General features: G+C 40.2%; 14 protein-coding genes. 11 read left to right on the top strand and 3 right to left on the bottom strand.

From position 1 onward, the window contains the following. Positions 1 to 13: 13 nt before the first annotated feature. Both FC90_RS01750 and FC90_RS01745 read right to left on the bottom strand, forming a co-directional pair. Positions 14 to 2,200, bottom strand: a complete 2,187-nt coding sequence (locus FC90_RS01750) for a GH92 family glycosyl hydrolase (RefSeq protein WP_057907591.1) — start codon at positions 2,198 to 2,200, stop codon at positions 14 to 16. A gap of 34 nt (positions 2,201 to 2,234) precedes the next feature. After that, on the bottom strand, positions 2,235 to 3,314 hold the full coding sequence (locus FC90_RS01745; protein ID WP_057907590.1) for a GntR family transcriptional regulator: 1,080 nt from the start codon (positions 3,312 to 3,314) through the stop codon (positions 2,235 to 2,237). Positions 3,315 to 3,457: 143 nt separating this feature from the next. Between FC90_RS01745 and FC90_RS01740 the strand changes: the two genes are divergently transcribed. The 4 genes from FC90_RS01740 to FC90_RS01725 all read left to right on the top strand — a co-directional run bounded on the left by FC90_RS01740 (position 3,458) and on the right by FC90_RS01725 (position 9,575). Then, positions 3,458 to 4,747, top strand: coding sequence for a glycoside hydrolase family 125 protein (locus FC90_RS01740; protein WP_057907589.1), 1,290 nt, complete (start codon positions 3,458 to 3,460; stop codon positions 4,745 to 4,747). A gap of 28 nt (positions 4,748 to 4,775) precedes the next feature. Next, complete coding sequence (locus FC90_RS01735; RefSeq protein WP_057907588.1) at positions 4,776 to 7,475, top strand: alpha-mannosidase; 2,700 nt, start codon at positions 4,776 to 4,778, stop codon at positions 7,473 to 7,475. A gap of 120 nt (positions 7,476 to 7,595) precedes the next feature. After that, positions 7,596 to 8,705 carry an ABC transporter ATP-binding protein gene (locus FC90_RS01730; RefSeq protein ID WP_057907587.1) on the top strand — a complete coding sequence of 370 codons (1,110 nt, stop codon included), beginning with the start codon at positions 7,596 to 7,598 and terminating at the stop codon, positions 8,703 to 8,705. Between the two features lie 27 nt (positions 8,706 to 8,732). Continuing rightward, positions 8,733 to 9,575 (top strand): PucR family transcriptional regulator, encoded by an 843-nt coding sequence (locus FC90_RS01725; protein ID WP_057907586.1) that lies wholly within the window; start codon positions 8,733 to 8,735, stop codon positions 9,573 to 9,575. 53 nt (positions 9,576 to 9,628) lie between these two features. Here the strand turns inward: FC90_RS01725 and FC90_RS09620 are convergent, their stop codons facing one another. Beyond that, the gene (locus FC90_RS09620) at positions 9,629 to 9,844 is read right to left on the bottom strand and encodes a helix-turn-helix domain-containing protein (protein ID WP_083481993.1); all 216 of its coding nucleotides are present in this window, start codon (positions 9,842 to 9,844) and stop codon (positions 9,629 to 9,631) included. Positions 9,845 to 10,197: 353 nt separating this feature from the next. On the opposite strand from FC90_RS09620, the gene FC90_RS01720 reads away from it, so the two are divergent. The 7 genes from FC90_RS01720 to FC90_RS01690 all read left to right on the top strand — a co-directional run bounded on the left by FC90_RS01720 (position 10,198) and on the right by FC90_RS01690 (position 21,519). Then, positions 10,198 to 11,952 carry an ABC transporter ATP-binding protein gene (locus tag FC90_RS01720; protein WP_057907585.1) on the top strand — a complete coding sequence of 585 codons (1,755 nt, stop codon included), beginning with the start codon at positions 10,198 to 10,200 and terminating at the stop codon, positions 11,950 to 11,952. Continuing rightward, entirely contained in the window at positions 11,936 to 13,723 is a 1,788-nt protein-coding gene (locus tag FC90_RS01715; RefSeq protein ID WP_057907584.1) for an ABC transporter ATP-binding protein, read from the top strand. Before FC90_RS01720 ends, FC90_RS01715 begins: the two co-directional genes overlap by 17 nt. Before the next feature lie 29 nt (positions 13,724 to 13,752). Beyond that, the gene (locus tag FC90_RS01710; RefSeq protein WP_057907583.1) at positions 13,753 to 15,993 is read left to right on the top strand and encodes a glycoside hydrolase family 31 protein; all 2,241 of its coding nucleotides are present in this window, start codon (positions 13,753 to 13,755) and stop codon (positions 15,991 to 15,993) included. A 149-nt stretch (positions 15,994 to 16,142) separates the two neighbouring features. Beyond that, the gene (locus FC90_RS01705; protein ID WP_057907582.1) at positions 16,143 to 17,993 is read left to right on the top strand and encodes a beta-N-acetylhexosaminidase; all 1,851 of its coding nucleotides are present in this window, start codon (positions 16,143 to 16,145) and stop codon (positions 17,991 to 17,993) included. A gap of 146 nt (positions 17,994 to 18,139) precedes the next feature. Continuing rightward, positions 18,140 to 19,078: an ABC transporter permease gene (locus tag FC90_RS01700; RefSeq protein WP_404804639.1), complete on the top strand. Its 939-nt coding sequence runs from the start codon at positions 18,140 to 18,142 to the stop codon at positions 19,076 to 19,078. Between the two features lie 12 nt (positions 19,079 to 19,090). Further along, complete coding sequence (locus FC90_RS01695) at positions 19,091 to 20,008, top strand: carbohydrate ABC transporter permease (RefSeq protein WP_057907581.1); 918 nt, start codon at positions 19,091 to 19,093, stop codon at positions 20,006 to 20,008. A 47-nt stretch (positions 20,009 to 20,055) separates the two neighbouring features. Beyond that, the gene (locus tag FC90_RS01690) at positions 20,056 to 21,519 is read left to right on the top strand and encodes an ABC transporter substrate-binding protein (protein WP_057907580.1); all 1,464 of its coding nucleotides are present in this window, start codon (positions 20,056 to 20,058) and stop codon (positions 21,517 to 21,519) included. Positions 21,520 to 21,532 lie beyond the last annotated feature (13 nt).

Raw genomic sequence — 21,532 nt, 5'->3', positions numbered from 1 at the left:
AGGGCGTTTTTTTTTAATTATTGATACTAATTGAAAATGGCATTTTTGTTGGCTTAGTCAAACTAGGTGCTAATCCTAAGTTAGCAGTTAGAGTACCACCAGCCATTAATGTTTGATGCGTGATAAATGGTAAGGTGTAGGATTGTTGATTGACTAACCAGTCTTTAACGAATAAGTGATGATCGACGTTTTGTTTGGCCTCAATCACAAACTGTTTATTATCAGGTAATTTGAGTGTTACCTTGTCAAACAATGGCATACCCAAAATATATTCGGTACTCCCTGGGGTCACTGGATAAAAGCCAAGTGCCGATAGGACATACCAGCCAGCCATTGACCCGTTATCTTCATCACCAGGCAGGCCGTCGGGGCGGTCTGTAAAGGCGGTCATTAATAATTGTTTAACCAGTAGTTGCGTCATTTCTGGATGATCAACATAGGTGAATAAATATGGGATGTGAAAACTAGGCTGATTGGAAATGGCGAGTTGGCCGAAATTCAAAGCATTCATTTCAGTCATTTCGTGAATTTCAAAGCCATAACTCCCGACTTCGAAAATGGGTGGAGTATTAACTAATGTGACAAGCTTTTGATAGAAGGATTGCTGCCCGCCGTGTAGTTGAGCAAGTCCAGCGATATCTTGATAGACGGCAAACCCGTTTTGCCAAGCACTGCCTTCAGCGTAACCGTTACCCCATTCAGTGGCTGAGAAGTTGGCTTGGAAATGACCCGCGGGATCTTTAGCACGAATAAATTGGGTGTCTGAATCGAATAAATGCCGATAGTTAAGGGCGTTTTTCCGGTATTTTTGGGCTAATTCGGGCTTGCCTAACTGCTCTGCGACAACCGAGATGCAATAGTCACTGTAGGCGTAATCAAGCGTGTGATTGACACTTTCGTCGTGGGTATTGGGGACGTATCCGTATTTAAGATAGTCTTCAGTACCCCGCCGGCCGTATTTTGAGTCAGGACTTTGAACGGTGGCGCCAGTCAGCATTGCTTCTAGGAAATGCGATAAATCAGTTTGTGATAGGAGACTCTTGCTGGCAGCATCGGCGATGACAGCATCAATTAATGTGCCGGGCATCATTCCGCGTTCGTCAGGTGACAGCCATTTTGGTAAGAATCCGGTTTCATTATAACTGTTTAAAAAACCGTGTAACATTTCAGTTAAAATTTCTGGCGCGATGATTGAATAGAATGGATAGACAGTCTTATAGGTGTCCCAGAAACCATTATTGGTATAGAGTACGCCTGAACGGACCATCCGTGCTTTTGTATCATAGTGGACGGGTTGTTGCTGGGTATCTAATTCATAGAACTTTTGTGGGAAGAGAAAGAGGCGATAGAGCATCGTGTAGAACATCTGGACGCGTTCGGAATGTTGCACATCATCGACAACAATGCGGTTCAAGTAATGATGCCAACTCTGATTCGCCTCAGTCAGCTGTTGATCAAATTGTTTTGGCAGTTGTCGTTGTAGGTTTAATTGTGCTTGTTCAACTGAGATGAAAGAAGTGGCGAGTTGTAGTTCATTCTCAGCACTATTAAAGAAGACGCATAAACGTGCGTCCTGCCCAGCTAGATGAGTTAATTCGGTAACGGTGATTGGGTCACAATTGATTGTATAAAGATGGGTAGCGGCTAAATCAAGCGCTTGTGAAAAATGCAATGCAATGTACATTTTAAAATCTGGATCTTCACATTCGGAGAAGTTGGAAATCCAGCCAACGATATCGTGTTTAAATAAGGTTAATTCAAACTTACCGGGTAATTCGAATTGAACGCCGGCCGCATGCTGTTCGTAACGACTACGAATAACAGCACCATATGTGGAAGCTGTGAGCTCGCTATCAATATGGTAGCGATTATCGTGAAGTGCGATGCGGCTTGGTGAAAAAGTAGCGCGTTGATAGTCAAACGATCCTGCAAAATCGTTAATTCGAGTCGTCATGCGATTAATGGGGAGAATTTGTAAATGTTGGAAATCGCCCACCCAAGGACTCGGTTGGTGAGTGAGTCGAAAACCTTCAAAGCGTCTGGATTGTGGATCAAAAAACCAACTGCCTTCAGTCCCGTTATTTTGAACGGTGAAATAATTCATTGCAAAGGGTGTGCCAGTCAAGGGCAATGTATTGCCGTTTGAGAAGCGGTATTTACTTTGAGTACCTACGCGTGTATCAATGGGTGTGATTTGCATCAGTTATGAAGCCTCCTCTAAAGAATTGATGGGTTTAATGTTTGGTAAGCGATGGTTGTGTGACAGACGCGCGTTGCATCAACTTAACGGGGACCGTTAGTTGTGGCGCCTGCGGTGCATATGGATTATCGATGCGCGCTTGTAATAAGGTGGCGGCTTGATGACCAATTTCGTGGAAGTTTTGTTGAATGGTCGTCAGCTGGGGAGAACTTGTTACGGTTTGGTGGATATTATCAAACCCGATGACCGATAGTTGTTCAGGTACCGTGATATTTTGTTCAGCTAAAAATGGTAGCAGACGAAGGGCCAAGACATCATTTTCACAGACAACGGCACTGACTTGGTTCGTAGTTAAAAAGGGCACTAAGTTAGTGAAATCCTGTGCCACAATTTCAGTCGCAGTCAGCGAGTCTGTTGTAAACTTGAGGCCGCGTTCGCTAAGTGCCCTGAGATAACCAAAATATCGTTGGGCAGCTGATGAATTTAGCGCTGTCGTCAGCGGACTTTGCGATAAGAAGGCGATCTTTTGATGACCGTGTTCAATGAGCGTATTGGTGGCTAAATAGCCCCCTTGCGCATTATCGGCAATTACGGCAGGTAATGGGAAATTAATAGCTGTCTTATCAATCAAGACGAATGGTAAGTGGAGTAACAGTGCTTGATTGATGATCGGTAATTCATTGGCAAAGTCTTGCGGGTAAAAGAGAATACCGTCATATTGTTGGGCGAGCTGTGTGAAGTTTGCAACCGTCACGTCTTTATTTTCAACGACGACTAATGATTGTTGGTGCCTCGTTAAGACTTCCTTGATGCCTGTAATGTAGTCGCCTAGACCGGTTTCTGCTGCGAATGGGATGACGAGAAGAATCTGATTTGTGCGTGGTCGCACGGTGAGCGTTTTACGCACAAAAGTCCCCCGACCTTGAATGCGTTCCACCAGGCCGCTGTCAGTTAGTTCTTGTAATGCGCGTTTAGAAGTAATTCGACTGACTTGATAGGTCTGTGCTAACTCATTTTCAGACGGCAATTGCTGACCAGCTTGATAATATTGGGACCAGATTTGTTGCTTTAGGTCGCTTAGAATTTGTAAATATTTATTTGAATTGGTTGCCATGATTTAAGCCTCTTAACATACTTGATATAAATAATTGTATATCATTTTTTAAATAAAACAAATATTTTTTGTGTAAAACACTAGAAAATAATATCCAAAATGATATACTTGGTTTGTAAAAAAATATAACAAGTGGTGATAAAATGACAAAATCGTATGTAACACAAGCTGTTCGGGATTTCGTAACTGAAATTAATCAACGGTGCTCGACAGATCAAGCGCAATTAGCAAAAATATTCGATATTACGTATACCAATACCTTAGAAACAACAATTGATATGGATGAATTTGGAAACGCTTTCGTTTTAACGGGCGATATTCCAGCAATGTGGCAGCGCGATTCAACGGCGCAATTACGCCCATACCTGGTGATGGCCCAGCAAGATCCTGAGATAGCGGCATTAATTCTAAAAGTTGTTCAGCGGCAGTTTTTCAATATGGATTTAGATCCATATGCGAATGCTTTTAATATTGAAGCTAATGGCCATGGTCATCAAACCGATAGAACCGCGATGGGGCCTTGGATTTGGGAACGAAAGTATGAATTGGATTCACTTTGCTATCCTGTGCAATTAGCCTATCTATTGTATAAGAATACAGGTTTAACGGCACAATTTGATGAAACGTTTGTTTCGGCCGTTAAGAAATTATTGCATGTGATTAAGGTTGAACAACATCATGAGACATCGCCTTATCGGTTTGAGCGCGTTGAAGATCGGCCTGAAGATTCGCTGACTCGAGAAGGTCGGGGAGAACCGGTCGGCTACACCGGGATGAGCTGGTCAGGTTTTCGACCAAGTGATGATGCATGTGTTTACGGTTATTTAGTGCCAGCCAATATGTTTGCAGTTGTTATCTTACGGTATCTGAAAGAAATTTTTTCAACGATTGTGGTTGATACGGCTTTAGCAGCCGAAGCAGGCGCCCTCGCTGATGAAATTCAAAGTGGCATTGAAAAATACGGAACGATGCAAAATGAAGCAGGCGAAACGATTTATGCTTATGAAGTTGATGGCTTAGGGAACGCATTGTTGATGGATGATGGTAATATTCCTAATTTGATGAGCGCGCCTTATTTGGGCTACTTAAATGAAGATAATACAACCTACTTAGCAACCCGTAAGACGTTATTGAGTCCAGAAAATCCTTATTTTTATGCTGGAACGTACGGTCAAGGACTAGGGAGTCCACATACACCAGAAAATTATATTTGGCCAATTTCATTATCGATTCAAGGATTAACACAATCAGATCGTGCTGAGAAATTACGGTTATTAAACTTATTGGCAACTACAACAGGTGGTACGAATATGATGCATGAAGGTTTTGATGTTGAAAATCCAGCTCAATTTACGCGGGAATGGTTCTCTTGGGCAAATATGATGTATTGTGAGTTATTAATGGATTATTTAGGCCTACGCGTTAAACAATAGTGATTGGTTACTGAGAGGAAGAGAAATTATGAAGAAGAAAGTATTTGTCATTTCCCATAGTCATTGGGATCGTGAATGGTATATGTCATTTGAAAAGCATCGTTTACGACTCGTTAAATTGGTCGACGAAGTGTTGGATTTAATTGACAATGATCCAGAATTTAATAGCTTTCAATTGGATGGGCAAGCGATTATAATTGATGATTATTTGGCTATTCGTCCAGAAAATAAGGAACGGGTTGATTGGGCAATCGCTAATGGCAAACTGCGTGTTGGACCATTTTATGTATTACAAGATGACTTCTTGATTAGTCCAGAAGCACATGTTAAAGATTTCCAAATTGGTCGGCAAATGTCTGAAGCGGCCGGTAAAATGATGGGGATTGGTTACTTCCCAGATACATTTGGCAACATGGGACAAACACCGCAAATGTTGAAACTAGCGGGACTTGATGCAGTGGCTTTTGGTCGTGGTGTGAAACCAACAGGACTTAACAACCAAGTAACCGATGGTAATTTTGAATCGCCATTTTCTGAAATGAAGTGGATTGGTCCCGATAAGAGTGAAGTCTTGGGGATTCTTTTTGCTAATTGGTACAGCAACGGAAATGAAATTCCAGTTGACCCAACGGAAGCGAAGGTTTACTGGCAACAAAAAATAGCAGATGTTGAAAAATACGCCTCAACGGACAACTTGTTATTGATGAACGGTGTCGATCACCAGCCCGTCCAGAAGGATATTTCACAAGCATTGGCAGTTGCTCGGGAATTATTCCCAGATTATGAATTTATTCATTCAAACTTTGATGATTATTTAGCAGCTGTTAAGGCGGATTTACCGGATAACTTAAGTACAATCGAGGGTGAGTTAACCTCCCAAGAAACAGACGGTTGGTATACTTTAACGAATACGGCTTCTTCTCGGGTCTATTTAAAACAAAAAAATGCGGCAGTCCAACGCAAATTAATCAATGAAGCAACTCAATTAGCAGCGATTGCGTTGCCAAAGAGAGACTACCCACAGGCACAATTAAAATATGCTTGGAAAGTATTACTAGAAAATCATATTCACGATAGCATTACGGGCTGTTCAATTGATCCAGTGCATCGGGAAATGATGACTCGTTTTGAAAAAGTGGCTGCAGTTGCTGAATCAATTAGCGAAGAAGCACAAAAGGCATTAGTGACAGATATTCGAACTAATCAGTTCCCAGAAGACACATTGCCATTTGTGGTCATTAATCCGAGTGACATTGCCCGGAGTGGAGTTGTAACGGCAGAAGTGGAATTGGACCGGGCACTTTTCAAAGACGGGCGCCCCGACGAACAATTCGCTAAAATGCAATTGATTGCCCAACAAAACCGCCATTACACCATTATTGATGGTAATGGTCAAGCTGTTGCGGGGCGTGTGGTAGGGTATACGACTCGATTTGGTGCTGATTTACCAGATGATCGTTTCCGAGTACCATATATCGGTGTCTATGCACAAGTTGAAGTACAAGTCCATGATTTAGCCGCATTTGGTTGGGAAACTTTTGCATTACAATTAGAAGCGCAAAACCAACGATATGCTGAACAATCATCTGGGTCGTTAATAACAGACGGTCATATTCTAGAGAATGACTATCTGACGGTTACGATTTCACAAGTGGATGGGTCATTGACGATTCTGGATAAGCGAACACATAAAACCTATCAACGAATGGTTGTCATCGAGGATACAGGTGATATGGGGAATGAGTATATCTATAGAGAAACAGCGGATCAAAAACGAATCTACTCAACCGATCAAGCACCACGTTTGCAAATTAAACAAAATACGCCTGAAAAGGCAACAATCGAACTGAATAGCACACTCCAAATTCCTAAACAGGCATCTGCTCAATTAGCGTATGAGCAACGGGCAGTCATTGATATTACACATCGTCAAGCAACGCGTAGTTCAGAAATGATTGATTTAGAATTACATTTGTCAGTGACCTTAGAAGCGGATAATCCAACGTTACAGTTTGATTTAACTTATGATAATCAAGCAATGGACCATCGGTTACGAGTGTTGTTCCCAACGCAATTACAGACCGACTTTAATGAATCAGAGTCAATTTTTGAAGTGGTTAAACGCAATAATCGCCCAGAAAAATATTGGGAAAACCCAACTAATCCACAACGCCAACAAGCATTTGTTAACTTGCATGACGATCAAGGTGGGGTAACTGTCGCTAGTGATGGGTTAAATGAATACGAAATTTTACCACAGGATAGTACGATTGCAGTGACCCTTTTAAGAAGTGTCGGCGAATTAGGCGATTGGGGTTATTTCTTAACACCAGAAGCACAATGTCAAGGCCCACAACATGCTCATTTTGCGTTGATTTTCCATGGCCCACAAACTACCGATCGATTGAAAAGTTACCGATTAGCACGCGCTTTTGCGGCGCCAATGTTATCGGTTCAGACAACACGCCATCCTGGGCAACGGGCTAACGCTGGACAATGGCTAATAATTGACGATCCGGATAATGCTTTTGCAGTGACGGGAATTGAACGGGATATTGACCAACAATTAATCGTTCGTGGCTATAATTTGGATAGCACACCACATTCAGTACAGATCTCAAATACAGGTATAGATGCGTTAGTTGATTTTCAAAGTATGCCAATTGAACGGGCGATTGACAGTGAGCTCGCGCCTGCTGAGATTAGAAGCTATCGATTCAAAGCATAGTTGAGATCGACATTTTTGATAAAATCACCAAGGATTAGCCGTGAGATTTGTTAAAAGTGTCATACCAAAGAAAGCGCTTTATTGATAGAATGAAAATATGTTGAGGAAGGATGGTTTCTAATGGTTGAAATTGATTTAGATCACATTTATAAAAAATATCCGAATGCAGAGGATGCAGGTTATGCAGTTGCAGACTTTGATTTACACATTAAGGACAAGGAATTTATCGTCTTTGTTGGGCCTTCTGGTTGTGGTAAATCAACGACTTTACGAATGATTGCTGGCTTAGAAGACATTTCGCAAGGCGATTTAAAAATTGACGGCAAATTAATGAATGATGAAGCCCCTAAAGACCGGAATATCGCGATGGTTTTCCAAAATTATGCACTTTACCCACATATGAGCGTCTTTGATAACATGGCATTTGGTTTGAAATTAAGAAAATATGATAAATCCGAAATTACTAAACGGGTTGACTACGCTGGTGAAGTACTTGGATTAACAGATTACTTAGATCGTAAACCGGCCGATTTATCTGGTGGACAACGCCAACGGGTTGCATTAGGGCGGGCAATCGTGCGGGATGCACCAATTTTTTTAATGGATGAACCTTTATCTAATCTGGATGCTAAATTACGAGTTAGCATGCGTGCCGAAATTGCTAAGTTACACCAACGTTTGAACACAACAACGATTTATGTCACGCATGATCAAACAGAAGCAATGACTATGGCTGATCGGATTGTTGTTATGTCAATGGGTGAAGTTCAACAAATTGGAACGCCATCTGAAGTGTATGATACACCAAACAACAAATTTGTTGCTGGATTCATGGGCTCTCCTGCTATGAACTTCTTTGATATTCATTATAAAGATGGTCAAATTACGGACGGAGAAGGATTATGTTTATCCGTTCCTGAAGGTCGTGCTAAACTTTTAAATGAAAAGGGTTATAACGAGCGAGATTTAATTTTAGGAATTCGTCCAGAAGACATTCACGCGGAAGAAACGTTCATTCAAACGTGGCCTCAAGGGGTTGTAACGTCTGAAGTGATTGTTTCGGAATTATTGGGTGCAACTTCAATGCTATACTCAAAAGTAGACGGAACAGAATTTGTGGCAACAGTTGATGCTAGAGATTTCCATAATCCTGGTGATTCAATTCAACTTGTCTTTGATTTAAATAAGGCACACTTTTTTGATAGTCAAACAACAGAGGCAATCCGTTAATAATGAATAAAGCGAGGCGATCAGTGAATGTTGTCGATTGAGCAATTGAAGACAATTTACCCTGATTTGGAGGTCAATCAGTTACCGCATAATGCAGCCGACACCATTGATTTGATGCTTGATAATCAGTGGTTGTCGATTCCGCGTGCTAATTTATCTGAATCGGAACAGGCGTTGTTAAGTCGTTTGGGACAGCCAGCCGAAAATGAGCAGCGGTCATGGTATTCATTTCTATGGGGGTTAAGTACTAAGTTACCTACTAAAAGTGAATGCGATAGTCGCGTAATTCAATTTCAGGTGAAATTTACCGATAATGCTGTTTCAAAAGCGGATTGGTTAGCTGCACTCCAAGCGTATTTCAATCAAGTTTATGATGCCTTTTGGACTGATGGGATGACTGGCGTCTTAATTGAAGTCAAACAAAATGACGCTGTAGAAACCAACTTTGCTGGGATTTTACAATCGGTGGATGCTATGTTTTATACGACGACGACATTCTATGTTGGTCATTTTTGGCCAGTTAATCAGATGTTACCAGGGTTATTTAAGATGGAACAACAGTTGTTCAGCCAATCTCAAAAAGCGGCAGTTAATACTTTTTCGCCAAGCCTATTTCAATATCTTATTCAGCATGATCAAGGAGTTGCATCGTTGATTAGGGCGTTGCGGGTTAGTTTGCCAGCGGACAGCGAAACAAACCAGATGGTAAATCTTTTCTTTAAGAACCATGGCAAATTGAGCCAAACAGCAAAACAGCTATTTATTCATCGGAATACCTTAATTTATCGAATAGATAAATTTTACAGATTAACGGGTTTTGATTTGCGGAACAACTATGATTTGACGCTGTGTCATTTGTTAATGAGCTAATCCGCGCTAAAAGGCCTCTAGAAGAAGTTTGGCACTTCTTTTAGAGGCCCTTTTTAATCAATTGGTGAAGGAAAGACGCCATAATATTTCTTGAATAGTTTACTGAAATGGTAAGCATCATCATAGCTAACTGCTGAAGCGGCTTGTTTGACAGTCGTATCCGCATCTTGTAAGAGCTCACGAACATTTTCAAGACGTAGTTGGATCGTGAGTGTATCTTTAAAAATTTTGGAGAGGTGGGTTGTGCTAACGTAATGTTCATATGCCAGCTAATCTAGACTGATATCTTTGCGGTAGATTGTTGGTTGGTTAAATTAAGACTAGCATTTCAATGATAATGCCTCTAATCAAGAGCCATGATTCGCTTGTCTGGATGGTCGCTCTCGGTGACTAAACGCCAAGCTTGCTCAATTACTTTATATTGGAATTCATTATTTTTGAGTAGGACCTAATTATCAGGGTTTAAATTTTTCACATCAGCCTAGCGCATCGATAATCAGTCTTTCAGCGTAATAAAGCGCTTTCTGATTAAGGCTGTTATACCTTAATTAGGATGAAGATACCATGTTAATCAGAAATAAAATAGTGATAATAATTGATTGAAAGATTGGAGGGACGAAGAATGAACAATTTTCAGTGGGTTTGGCAATATGTTAAAGCAAATCGCAAAAAAATAGTGCTGGCATTAAGCCTCTTCATCATTAGTACAGGACTAATTCTAGTGAATCCGTATATTATGGGTTTAATTGTCGATCAAGTAATTGACGCACATCAAGATGCGTTATTAGTACCATTATTAGTATTAATGATTGGCATTACAGTGGTACGCACAGTGACTCGCTATTTGTATCAAATTTTGGTAGAACAGACAGGGCAAAATGCAATCTTTGATTTACGTGAAAGTATGTATGCCAAACTGCACGAACTAGATTTTGATTTTTTTAATCATACGCGAGTTGGCGATATTATGACGCGAATGACGGGTGATACTGATGCAATCCGGCATTTTATCTCATGGGTTAGCTATCAGATATTAGAATGTGTTTTTTATTTTATTGTTTCAATCATTGTAATGATAACGATTAATTGGCAATTAACCCTTGCATTGGTGGTTGTGACACCAGTGATTTATATCTTAACGCAAGCGATGGCTAAAGCACAGCATCCAGTTTTTTTTGCAATTCGGCAGAGCTTCTCCAGATTGAATTCGATGGTTGAAGAGAATATTAGTGGGAATCGGATTGTGAAGTCACTGGTACGTGAAGATTACGAGATTGCTAAATTCAGTGCGCACAATGCGGATTATAAGCAACAGAACATGGCTGCTGCTAAGGTTTCTAAACGGTTTCTCCCGTGGCAAGACGGAATCGCGAATAGTTTGAACGTGATTGCTCTCATTTTTGGTGGTTATTTGGTCATTCAAAATAAAATGACCTTAGGTGATTTAATCGTTTTTAACGGGTATTTATGGATGCTCAATCAGCCGATGCGGATGAGTGGATGGCTGATTAATGATACGGAACGCTTTTTGGCATCTTGTGTTAAGATTCGGCAAATGTTAGCGACAAAACCAGCCATTCAGCCGAAATCAGCGGATCAAACCAAACGAATCAGAGGGAATGTCATGTTTGATCATGTTAGTTTCCATTTTCAAGACGACCCCGATAATGCCATCTTAGCGGATATTTCATTTACTGCTAAAGCTGGGCAGACGATTGGGATTATTGGAGAAACTGGCTCTGGTAAGACGACGTTAATTAATTTGATTAGTCGTTTTTACGATGCAAGTACAGGACAAGTTTTAATCGATGGCCGGGATATCCGGGAGTATGCACCGCGACAATTACGCGATAATATTTCGATGGTCATGCAAGATGTCTTTTTATTTTCAAATTCAATCAAGGAAAATATTGCGTTTGGACGGCCACAAATGGCGCGTGATCTGATTCAAACAGTTGCGCAAGTCGCAGACGCGGACGAATTTATTGAGCGAATGCCAGAAGGGTACGAAACGATTGTTGGCGAACGTGGGGTTGGCCTTTCTGGTGGGCAGAAGCAACGGATTTCGTTGGCGCGCGCGTTAGCTAAAGACCCGGCGATTTTGATATTAGATGATACAACTTCGGCCGTGGATATGGAAACTGAAACGAAGATTCAACACGAACTAGCTAAGATGATGACTAAGAAAACAACGTTTATCATCGCTAATCGCATCTCGTCAGTTCGGGATGCGGACTTAATTCTGTTGTTAGAAAAGGGACGAGTTGTAGAATCCGGAACACATACTGAATTGATGAGGCGTCACGGTCAATATTATGAAGTTTTCCAGAAACAGTTGGGCCTAGAAAAGGGGGAGCAAATTGGGACAGCGAAATAGATCAGACGTTGATGAAACACTAGTTCAACAGTTTAGTTGGCACGATTATGCCCGATTAGCGCAGTACGTTAAACCGTATCGTAAACCAATCTATCGAATTCTTATCGTAATTATTATTGCGAATGTGGCTGGTATGTTAGGTCCATATTTTACTAAAATTGTAATTGATAATGTCATTCCAGCGCAGGATGTTCAGCAGTTACTGTGGATTGGTGTTTTATATACAGGATCACTGATCCTAATCGGTTGGTGTTTGCGTTATCGAATTTATCACATCACTGAATTAGGTCAGGATGTATTGAAAGATATGCGACTAGATATTTTTCAACATTTACAAAAGCTATCATTTGCCTATTTTGATAATCGACCACATGGCAAGATATTAATTCGAGTTGTCAATTACATCAATACATTAAGTGATTTATTGAGTAATGGGTTAGTTAATTTAATATCGGATGTTTTTAACGTCGTGATTACGCTAATTTTCATGTTTACGATTAACACACGGTTAACTTGGTATAGCTTGGCCTTGATTCCATTGCTGGCGTTGATGGTGATGGTGGTTCAAAATCGTCAGCGAAAAGCCTACCAAGTTCTTAGTAACAAACAATCTAATTTAAATGCCTACATTCATGAAAGTATTGCTGGTGTGAAGGTGACGCAATCTTTTGCACGTGAGGATGAGAATTTTCGAATTTTCGATGCAATCAATAAAGATAATAAGCAGACTTGGATGCATGCCGTAAAAATTCAGTTACTGCTATGGCCTGGGGTTCAGAATATTTCGGTGATTACCATGTGTTTAATCTACTTTGTTGGTATTCGACAAATTGGTGTGCAAGTCAGCACCGGGACCTTAATTGCGTTTATTGGTTATATCAATAATTTCTGGAATCCTATTATTAATATTGGGAACTTCTATAATTCACTGATTACAGCGACAGCTTATTTAGAACGGATTTTTGAAACGCTAGATGAACCGATTGAAATTATGGATACGCCAAGCGCATATGATTTACCACAGATTAGTGGTCAAGTTGTTTTCGACCACGTTAATTTCCGTTACGAACCAGGAAAGAACGTATTAAATGATGTTCACTTTGAAGTTAATCAAGGCCAATCAATTGCACTAGTAGGACCAACGGGTGCTGGGAAGACCACGATTATTAATTTATTAAGTCGATTTTATGATGTCAGTGAGGGTGCCGTTTTAATTGATGGGCACGACGTCCGAAAAGTGACACTGGCTTCTCTGCGCAAGCAAGTTGGCGTGATGTTGCAAGATTTATTTATTTTTACGGGTACAATTATGGAGAATATTCGTTACGGGAAGCTTGATGCAACGGATGAAGAAGTTATGGCAGCTGCTAAAATTGTCCATGCAGACCATTTTATTAAGGATTTAAAAGATGGTTATCAAACTAAAGTGGAAGAACGCGGAAGTACATTATCCTCAGGACAACGCCAGCTAATTGCCTTTGCAAGGGTGTTGTTGGCAGATCCACGGATTCTAATTTTAGATGAAGCTACGTCAAGTGTTGATACGAAGACCGAAGCGTTAATTCAATCAGGCTTACATGCATTATTGAAAGGGCGAACGTCATTTATTGTGGCGCATCGACTATCAACGATTAAAAATAGTGATCAAATTTTTTATATTGAGGGTGGTCAAATCGTGGAACGCGGAAATCATGCCGACTTGATTGCTCAACATGGACAATATTATCGCTTATATCAATCACAATACGACATGCTTAAACTAAATAATTAGGCATCATTAGTAAATGGAGGATTAAAGACGTGCCAGCTAAAATAATTACAGGACCTAATTATCGCTTTAGTGTGATTACCGACTATTTAATTAGAATTGAATGGTCTAATGAAGGTCAATTTGAAGAACACTTTACTTATTTTGCACAGAATCGGAATTTTACAACACCAACAACAGTGGAAGTTTATCATAACCGGCAAGCGCATTTGATTGAGATTGAAACAGTGGGCTTTCATTTGTATTACGATGGTGGAGAATTTTCAGCGACAACGTTGTGGATTGACGCGAAGTATGGCTATGAGCCGTATTTTAGTCGGTGGTTATTTGGTCAGGAACCAGTTGGCGGGAACTTATTTGGGACCGCGCGGACATTAGATGAGGCGGATGGCGAAATTGATTTGGAAAAAGGGATTATTTCGCGGCATGGCTATGCTTTAATTGATGATACAACGACTAATATTTTATTCGATAATCAAGAATTAGGACCAGAAAACTGTGATCAGGTTGATCTTTATTACTTTGCGTATGGCCGGCAATATCAATTAGCGGTGCAGGATTACTTTAAACTTTCGGGACCGTCACCGATTTTACCGCGGTATGCATTAGGTAATTGGTGGAGTCGGTATTATGCTTACACGCAAGATGAATACCAAGCACTCTTTGAACGGTTCGAACAAGAGCGCTTGCCATTTTCGGTTGCTGTGATTGATATGGATTGGCATTTAACAGATATCCCAGCTAACGAGGGGAGTGGTTGGACTGGTTATACTTGGCAACCGGTTTTATTTCCGCAGCACGAGCGTCTGTTAAATTGGCTCCACCAGAAGGGGTTGAAAGTAACGCTCAACATCCATCCGGCAGCCGGGATTCGTTCTTTTGAAGCAGCTTATCCGCAAGTAGCTAAACGATTGGGGCTAGATATAACTGGAAAAGAGCCGGCTGTTTTCAATATTAAGGATCCACAATTTAGACGAAGCTATTTTGAGGATGTCCATCATCCGCTTGAAAATGAGGGCATTGATTTCTGGTGGATCGACTGGCAACAGGATCGGTATTTTGATACTACCGATTTTGATATTTTAAAAGCGCTTAATCATTATCATTATTTGGATAATCAGCGCCGTAACAATGGGAGTGGATTGATTCTTTCACGCTATGCCGGTCCCGGTAGTCATCGTTACCCGCTAGGCTTTTCAGGTGATACTTGGATTAGTTGGGCATCACTCAAGTTCCAACCGTATTTCACAGCAACTGCCAGCAATATCGGTTATTCTTGGTGGAGTCACGATATCGGTGGGCATATGATTGGTGAGTATGATCCAGAATTACAAACACGGTGGTTGCAGTATGGTGTGTTTAGTCCAATCAATCGCTTGCATAGCTCAGACAATCCTTTTTCGGGTAAGGAACCGTGGCGGTATCCAATTGAAAACCGCCAAGTGATGGGTGATTTTTTACGGTTACGTCATCAATTGATTCCTTACTTAGATAGTGAGAATATCAAAACACACCTATGGGGAACGCCACTTGTCCAACCAATCTATTATCACTATCCTGATATGGAAACTTATTACTATTATCGCGATGAATATTTCTTTGGTAGTCAGTTATTGGTATCAGCGATTGTGGAACCGCAAGACCAACAATTACAACAAGCAAAAGCCACCACTTGGATTCCTGAGGGCACTTGGTATGATTTCTTTACCCATCAAAAGTATATCGGCGAACAACAAATTAATTTGTATCGACCAATCACGCAATATCCTGTATTAGTGAAACAAGGGGGAATTGTGCCAATGACGAGTACGGTACAACAAGATTTGGAACAACTACCAGAAGTTATCACAATTCAGATTTTCGGTTGTTATACAAATGAATACAGCTTGTATGAACATCAAGGGACAAAAATTGCCAAGACCACTTTCCAATTAACTGCAGATGGACAGTTGACAATTTCCGTAGATGATCCAGAGCAGATTGTGCCAGTTGGGCGTTCGTATACATTGGCGTTACTGGATTGTGATAAACTTAAGGTCAATAATCAGACAGCGCATGGTGTAATAATCGAACAACAGTTTAAGGCACCAACGTTGGCGGAACAGTCATATCAAGCTTTACAAGCAATGCAAATTGCATATGAATTAAAACGACAGATTTATGATTTTATTCGTGCCAATGCAAATGATCCAGTCAAAATAATTAACTTTATCAATACAAAAAATAATCCAGCACTAACAGATTTTTTTAGTAGTTTAGTCGCTCAAGCATAGATGTTTTATCAGGGATTGGGGCAAACGATAGATTGTTCCAATCCCTTTTGTGTGACCTATAATTTATAGACAAATTACTATGGTTTAGTGATATTAACAAGATTGAGTAAGCGCTATCATATAGCTATAATGATTGAGGAGGACAATCAATGGTTAAACTTGAAGGCTTAACAACTACCCAACTATTGGCTGCAAATAGCTTTTTAGATGCAGATGCGATGGCTCAACCCGTGCTAGTGGCATGTACACAGGGAGTAGCTGGAATTGAAGTGACACGGCAAGGTGGTAAAGGCACCATTACATACGGTACGACCGCGGATTTGATGCATGCTGTTGCACTTTATAATGGGCTTGTGACAGGTGGTCAGGATTTTGAAGTCAAACAAGGCACCAATTTTGAGCAATTAATCGCGATGTTAGATGTTGCTCGTAATGGAGTCGCAACTGTGGTGATGCTAAAACAATATATTCATAAGATTGCTAGTATGGGCTATACAGAACTCTGGTTATACTTGGAAGATTTATTTGAAGTGCCAGAAGAGCCTTATTTTGGTCGTGGACGCGGTCGGTATTCACAACAAGAACTACACGAAGTCGCATTATATGGGGAACGCTTCGGAGTAACTGTGGTGCCAGCTATTCAAACCTTGGCGCATATGCACAATGCTTTGAAATGGGATGCACATCACGCCGTTCGGGATACTGCAGATACACTATTAGTGGGGGCCTCTGAAACGCGGACGTTTATTGAACATGTGGTGCGTGCTGCGACAGAACCATTTATAACGAATCGGATTCATATTGGGATGGATGAAGCGTACCAATTGGGCCGTGGGGCTTATTTGGACCAAAATGGTTTTACAGATCAAGAAACGCTGATTTTGTCACAACTTAAGATGGTCGTAGAAGTAACCGAATCAATGGGCTTAGAACCCTATATGTGGAGTGATCTTTGGTTCACTTTCGCATCACCAAAACATGAAATGTACGATCCTGATGTGCATTTTACATCAGAATTCAAAGCGAGTTTACCTAAGGTGGGGCAGGTCTACTGGGACTATTACCATGAAGATGAAGCGACCTATACAAGTCGGTTAGCGCAACATTTTGAGTTGAGTGATGATGTTGTATTTGCTGGTGGCATCTGGACTTGGAGTGCCTTAGCACCAGATCAAAGTAAAATGTTAGCGACAGTTAAAGCAGGTTTAAACGCTGCTAAAAAAGCACAAGTTAAACAAGTGATTGCTACGATGTGGTTTGATGATGGCTCGGAAGTACCAATTAGTACTGGGTGGTATGGATTACAGGCTTTTGCGGCTTACCAGTATCATGATCAGGTGACACCAGCGATTATTGATCGCGATTTTGAACTTACGCAAGGTGAGAAGCCAACCTTTTACAAGGCGTTAGATCGGTTCGACAACTTTACAGAAGGTGCTAATACGGATGCTGATAATGTCAGCAAGTTAGTGCTTTACGAAGATCTGCTATTGCAACGGTACGCAGCTAATTTTGCACAAATCAATATGGAACAACAATGGCAACAGTTGGCGCAACAATTAGGGCAAACTAGTTTATCTGCAGCTAATCGACTGACGGGAGTTTACTATCAACAGTTGGCACGAACATTGATTGATAAAGTATTGGCATTGCAAGCAATCAGTCAGTTAAGGGCAGTTGACGCAGGTTTTGAATTGGGGGAATCAGCGATTAAAGCAATTCGCCAATTTAAACAATCGCTAACACGCTTAGCGTCATTAGCACGGCAAGTATGGCACCAGCAACGCCGTGGCAATGGCTATGAAATAATGGATATTCGCCTAGGTGGTCAATTAATGCGAGCTGATACGGTGATTTGGCGAATCTCTGAATGGCAAGCTGGGCGAGATGCCTTGTTAGAACTTAGGGAACCGTTATTACCAATGGATAAAAAAAGTAACGGATTGGTTGGTCATGGTCTGTATCAAGAAATTGTCAGTGCGGGTGATATCTCTTTTTAGAGTCGTGATATCGATAAAATCTTAAATTTGTATATAAAGGTATTGAATATGTAGATTGTTATTGTTTTAGAAAGCGGTTACAATTAATTTGAATCAGAAAGGAGGAAGAAACGATGACTAAAGGATCTAAACAAATGTCTCGCTCAATTAAGAAAAAGAAACCATTTTTACAGCAATTATGGGATAATCGTGCTTTTTTAATGTTGGTGACGCCGGGGACATTATTCTTAATCGTTTTCTTCTATATTCCAGTATTAGCCAATGTTGTAGCATTTCAAAATTTTCAATATTCAGATCAAGGCTTTATCTATAGTATTTTGCATAGTCCATGGGTTGGATTTGACAACTTTAAGTTCTTCTTCAAATCGGCCGACTTTTGGCTTGTGCTAAGAAACACAGTTGGTTATAACATGACTTTCCTCTTATTGAATTTCTTTTTTGCGATTTTCTTTGGGGTTGTTATGAGTCAATTACGGAACCAACGGCTTTTGAAAACGTATCAAACGGCAATGCTTTTCCCATACTTTTTGTCTTGGGCAATCCTAGCATACTTTGTTTACGCATTCTTAAGCACTGATAAAGGGATTCTCAACCATATGATCCAAACCTTTGGTGGTCGTCCAATTGATTTTTATAATTCGCCATGGGTATGGCCGTTCATTATTGTCTTTCTCGGTGTTTGGAAGGGAATTGGTTACAATAGTATTTTGTACTTTGCGACAGCCATGGGGATTGATCCGTCGTATTATGATGCCGCAATGATCGATGGTGCAAGCAAGTGGCAACAAATTAAGAATGTTACTTTACCACATATCATGCCAATTGCCACATTGATGTTAATCTTAAACATCGGTGGGATTTTCCGGAGTGATTTTGGGTTGTTCTACTTGATCCCCAGAAACTCTGGCGCATTGATTAATGTGACTCAAACATTTGACACGTATATTTATCGCGCATTAACCACTTCAAATGATATTGGGATGTCGACTGCAGCTGGGTTGTTGCAATCAGTTGTTGGTGCGCTATTAATTATTCTTTCAAACTGGGTTGTTCGGCGGAAGCAACCAGAATCAGCATTATTTTAGGGGGTGTCGGAGATGCGAAAAAAGAAACATATTTCAGCAGTTGAAATTCGTAAATTTAGTAGCGGAACAAACTTGTTCTTCAATATTTTTCTAGCCATCTTTGCGCTTAGCTGTATTCTTCCGTTTTTCTTCATTATTATTTTGTCGTTAACAAAAGAATCTGATATTACAATGTATGGGTACCAATTTTGGCCTAAACATTGGGGGACAACGAGTTATGTTTACCTCGGTAAGATGAGTAAGCAAGTCATTACATCGTTAGGGGTAACCGTCTTCATTACGATTGTTGGGACGATGATGAATAGTTTATTCGCATCGACTTATGCTTACGCCATTTCACGAAAAGATTTTGCCTATGCCAAGTTTTTTACAATCTTTGCATTAATTTCAATGTTGTTTGTTCCCGGAATGGTACCAACTTACCTAGTTGTGACTCAAATGCTGGGATTAAAAGATAATATTTGGGCGCTAATCTTACCAATGAGTTTTGGGGTGTATAACGTCTTGATCATGCGCTCGTTCTTCAAAACATCAATTCCAGAAGCGATTATCGAATCTGCGAGAATTGATGGCGCTTCTGAAATGCGAATTTTCAGAAGTATTGTGATTCCATTAGCGATTCCTGGGATTGCAACAATTAGCTTATTTACATCATTAGGCTATTGGAATGATTGGATGAATGCATTACTTTACATCACAGATGATAAGTTAATCCCGTTGCAATATTTATTGGTTAAGATTCAAAATAATATCCAAGTGATGACGCAACAAATGTCAAGTGGTGGTTCTGCGATGTTAACGCAAAATATTCCTGCTGAAGGAATGCGCTTTGCCGTGGTTGTTATCGCAACCTTACCAATTGCATTAACGTATCCATTCTTTCAGAAGTATTTTGTAAAAGGGATGACAATTGGAGGTGTTAAAGGGTAAGCAATGTGTTTTAGCAATCTTAAAATGTTAAGAGGAGGAATTACAAGATGAAAAAATGGGTTAGAAATTTAACGGTGGTTGGGATGGTTGCCTTAAGTGCAACTGTATTGGCCGCGTGTGGTAAATCAGGAAAAAGTGCAGATAATGAAAAGACCACTGTTTCGATGTACATGCCCGGTGATAAACCGAAGAATTATACTGCAATTATTAACAAAGCGAATAAGGAAATTCATAAGACTTATAAAGACATCAATTTAAAGATGACCTTTATTGGCTGGGGGGATTATGAACAAAAATATAATGTCATGGTGACTTCGGGAGATGATTATGATTTAGCTTTTGCCCAGAATTATCCATCAAATGCTGCTAAGGGGGCTTATGCTGACTTAACTGACTTACTTAAAAAAGATGCTAAAAAAGCTTATAATAGCGTAGATCCTGCTTATTGGAAGGGCTTAACTGTTAATAATAAGATTTACGGGTTCCCAGTTAATGCCAATATCTATGCACAAAATGTTTTAACATTTAACCAATCATTCATAGACAAGTATAATATTAACATTGATGATGTTAACTCATATGAAAGCATGGAACCGGCCCTTGAACAATTGCATAAAGAAAAACCAGGGGTAGCAGCTTTCGCAATTGGCCAAGGGTATAAAGCTTCGCCTGCACATATGGACTTTCCGTTAGGTAATGGCTTACCATTTGCAATTGATGCAAAAGGTGAGGATAAGAAAGTGGTCAATGTTTATGATACTGCAGAAATGAAAGGCATCTTAAACACACTACACGGCTTCTATAAGAAGGGCTACATCCCTCAAGATGCGGCAACTTCAAGTACGCAATATAATTTACAAGATAATACATGGTTCGTCCGTCAAGAAACACAAGGCCCTTATGATTATGGCGATACAGCTTTAATCAATAATGCCGGTGGTAAGAAGATGATTTCAAAACCAATTACGGAACCTCTTAAATCATCAACGCAGGCACAAGTTGCTGTATGGACAGTTTCAAAGACATCTAAACATAAAGAAGCGGCGGTTAAAGTGCTTAATTTATTGAATACTGATAAAACATTACTAAACAACATTACTTGGGGTCTTGAAGGTCAACAATGGAACTTTACTGATAGAGCCAAAGGGAAGATTAAGTTAACTGATAAGTACAAACCAAATTACTTTATTGGGGCTTGGATGATGGGGAATAACAATAATCTGTATACTCAAAATTCGGTAACAGATGCAATGATCGATAAACGTAAAGCAGATATCAAAGACGCTAAACAATCAGTTGCACTGGGTTTTAACCCTGATACAACAAAAGTTAAAACCGAAGTAACCAACTTATCAAATGTCATGAGTAAGTATTTAGATATCTTAAATACAGGGACAGCTGATCCAGAACCAACCATTGCTAAAATGGATAAGGAATTAAAGACTGCTGGTTATGACAAGGTCCAAAAAGAATTACAATCTCAATATGATGCATTCTTAGCAAAACAATAAGTATTTTGAGCTA

The sequence above is a fragment of the Latilactobacillus graminis DSM 20719 genome, assembly GCF_001436415.1.
GTDB classification, from domain to species: Bacteria; Bacillota; Bacilli; order Lactobacillales; family Lactobacillaceae; genus Latilactobacillus; species Latilactobacillus graminis.
Note: the sequence above shows the minus strand (reverse complement) of the source record. Positions and strands in the feature narration are given on the sequence as shown.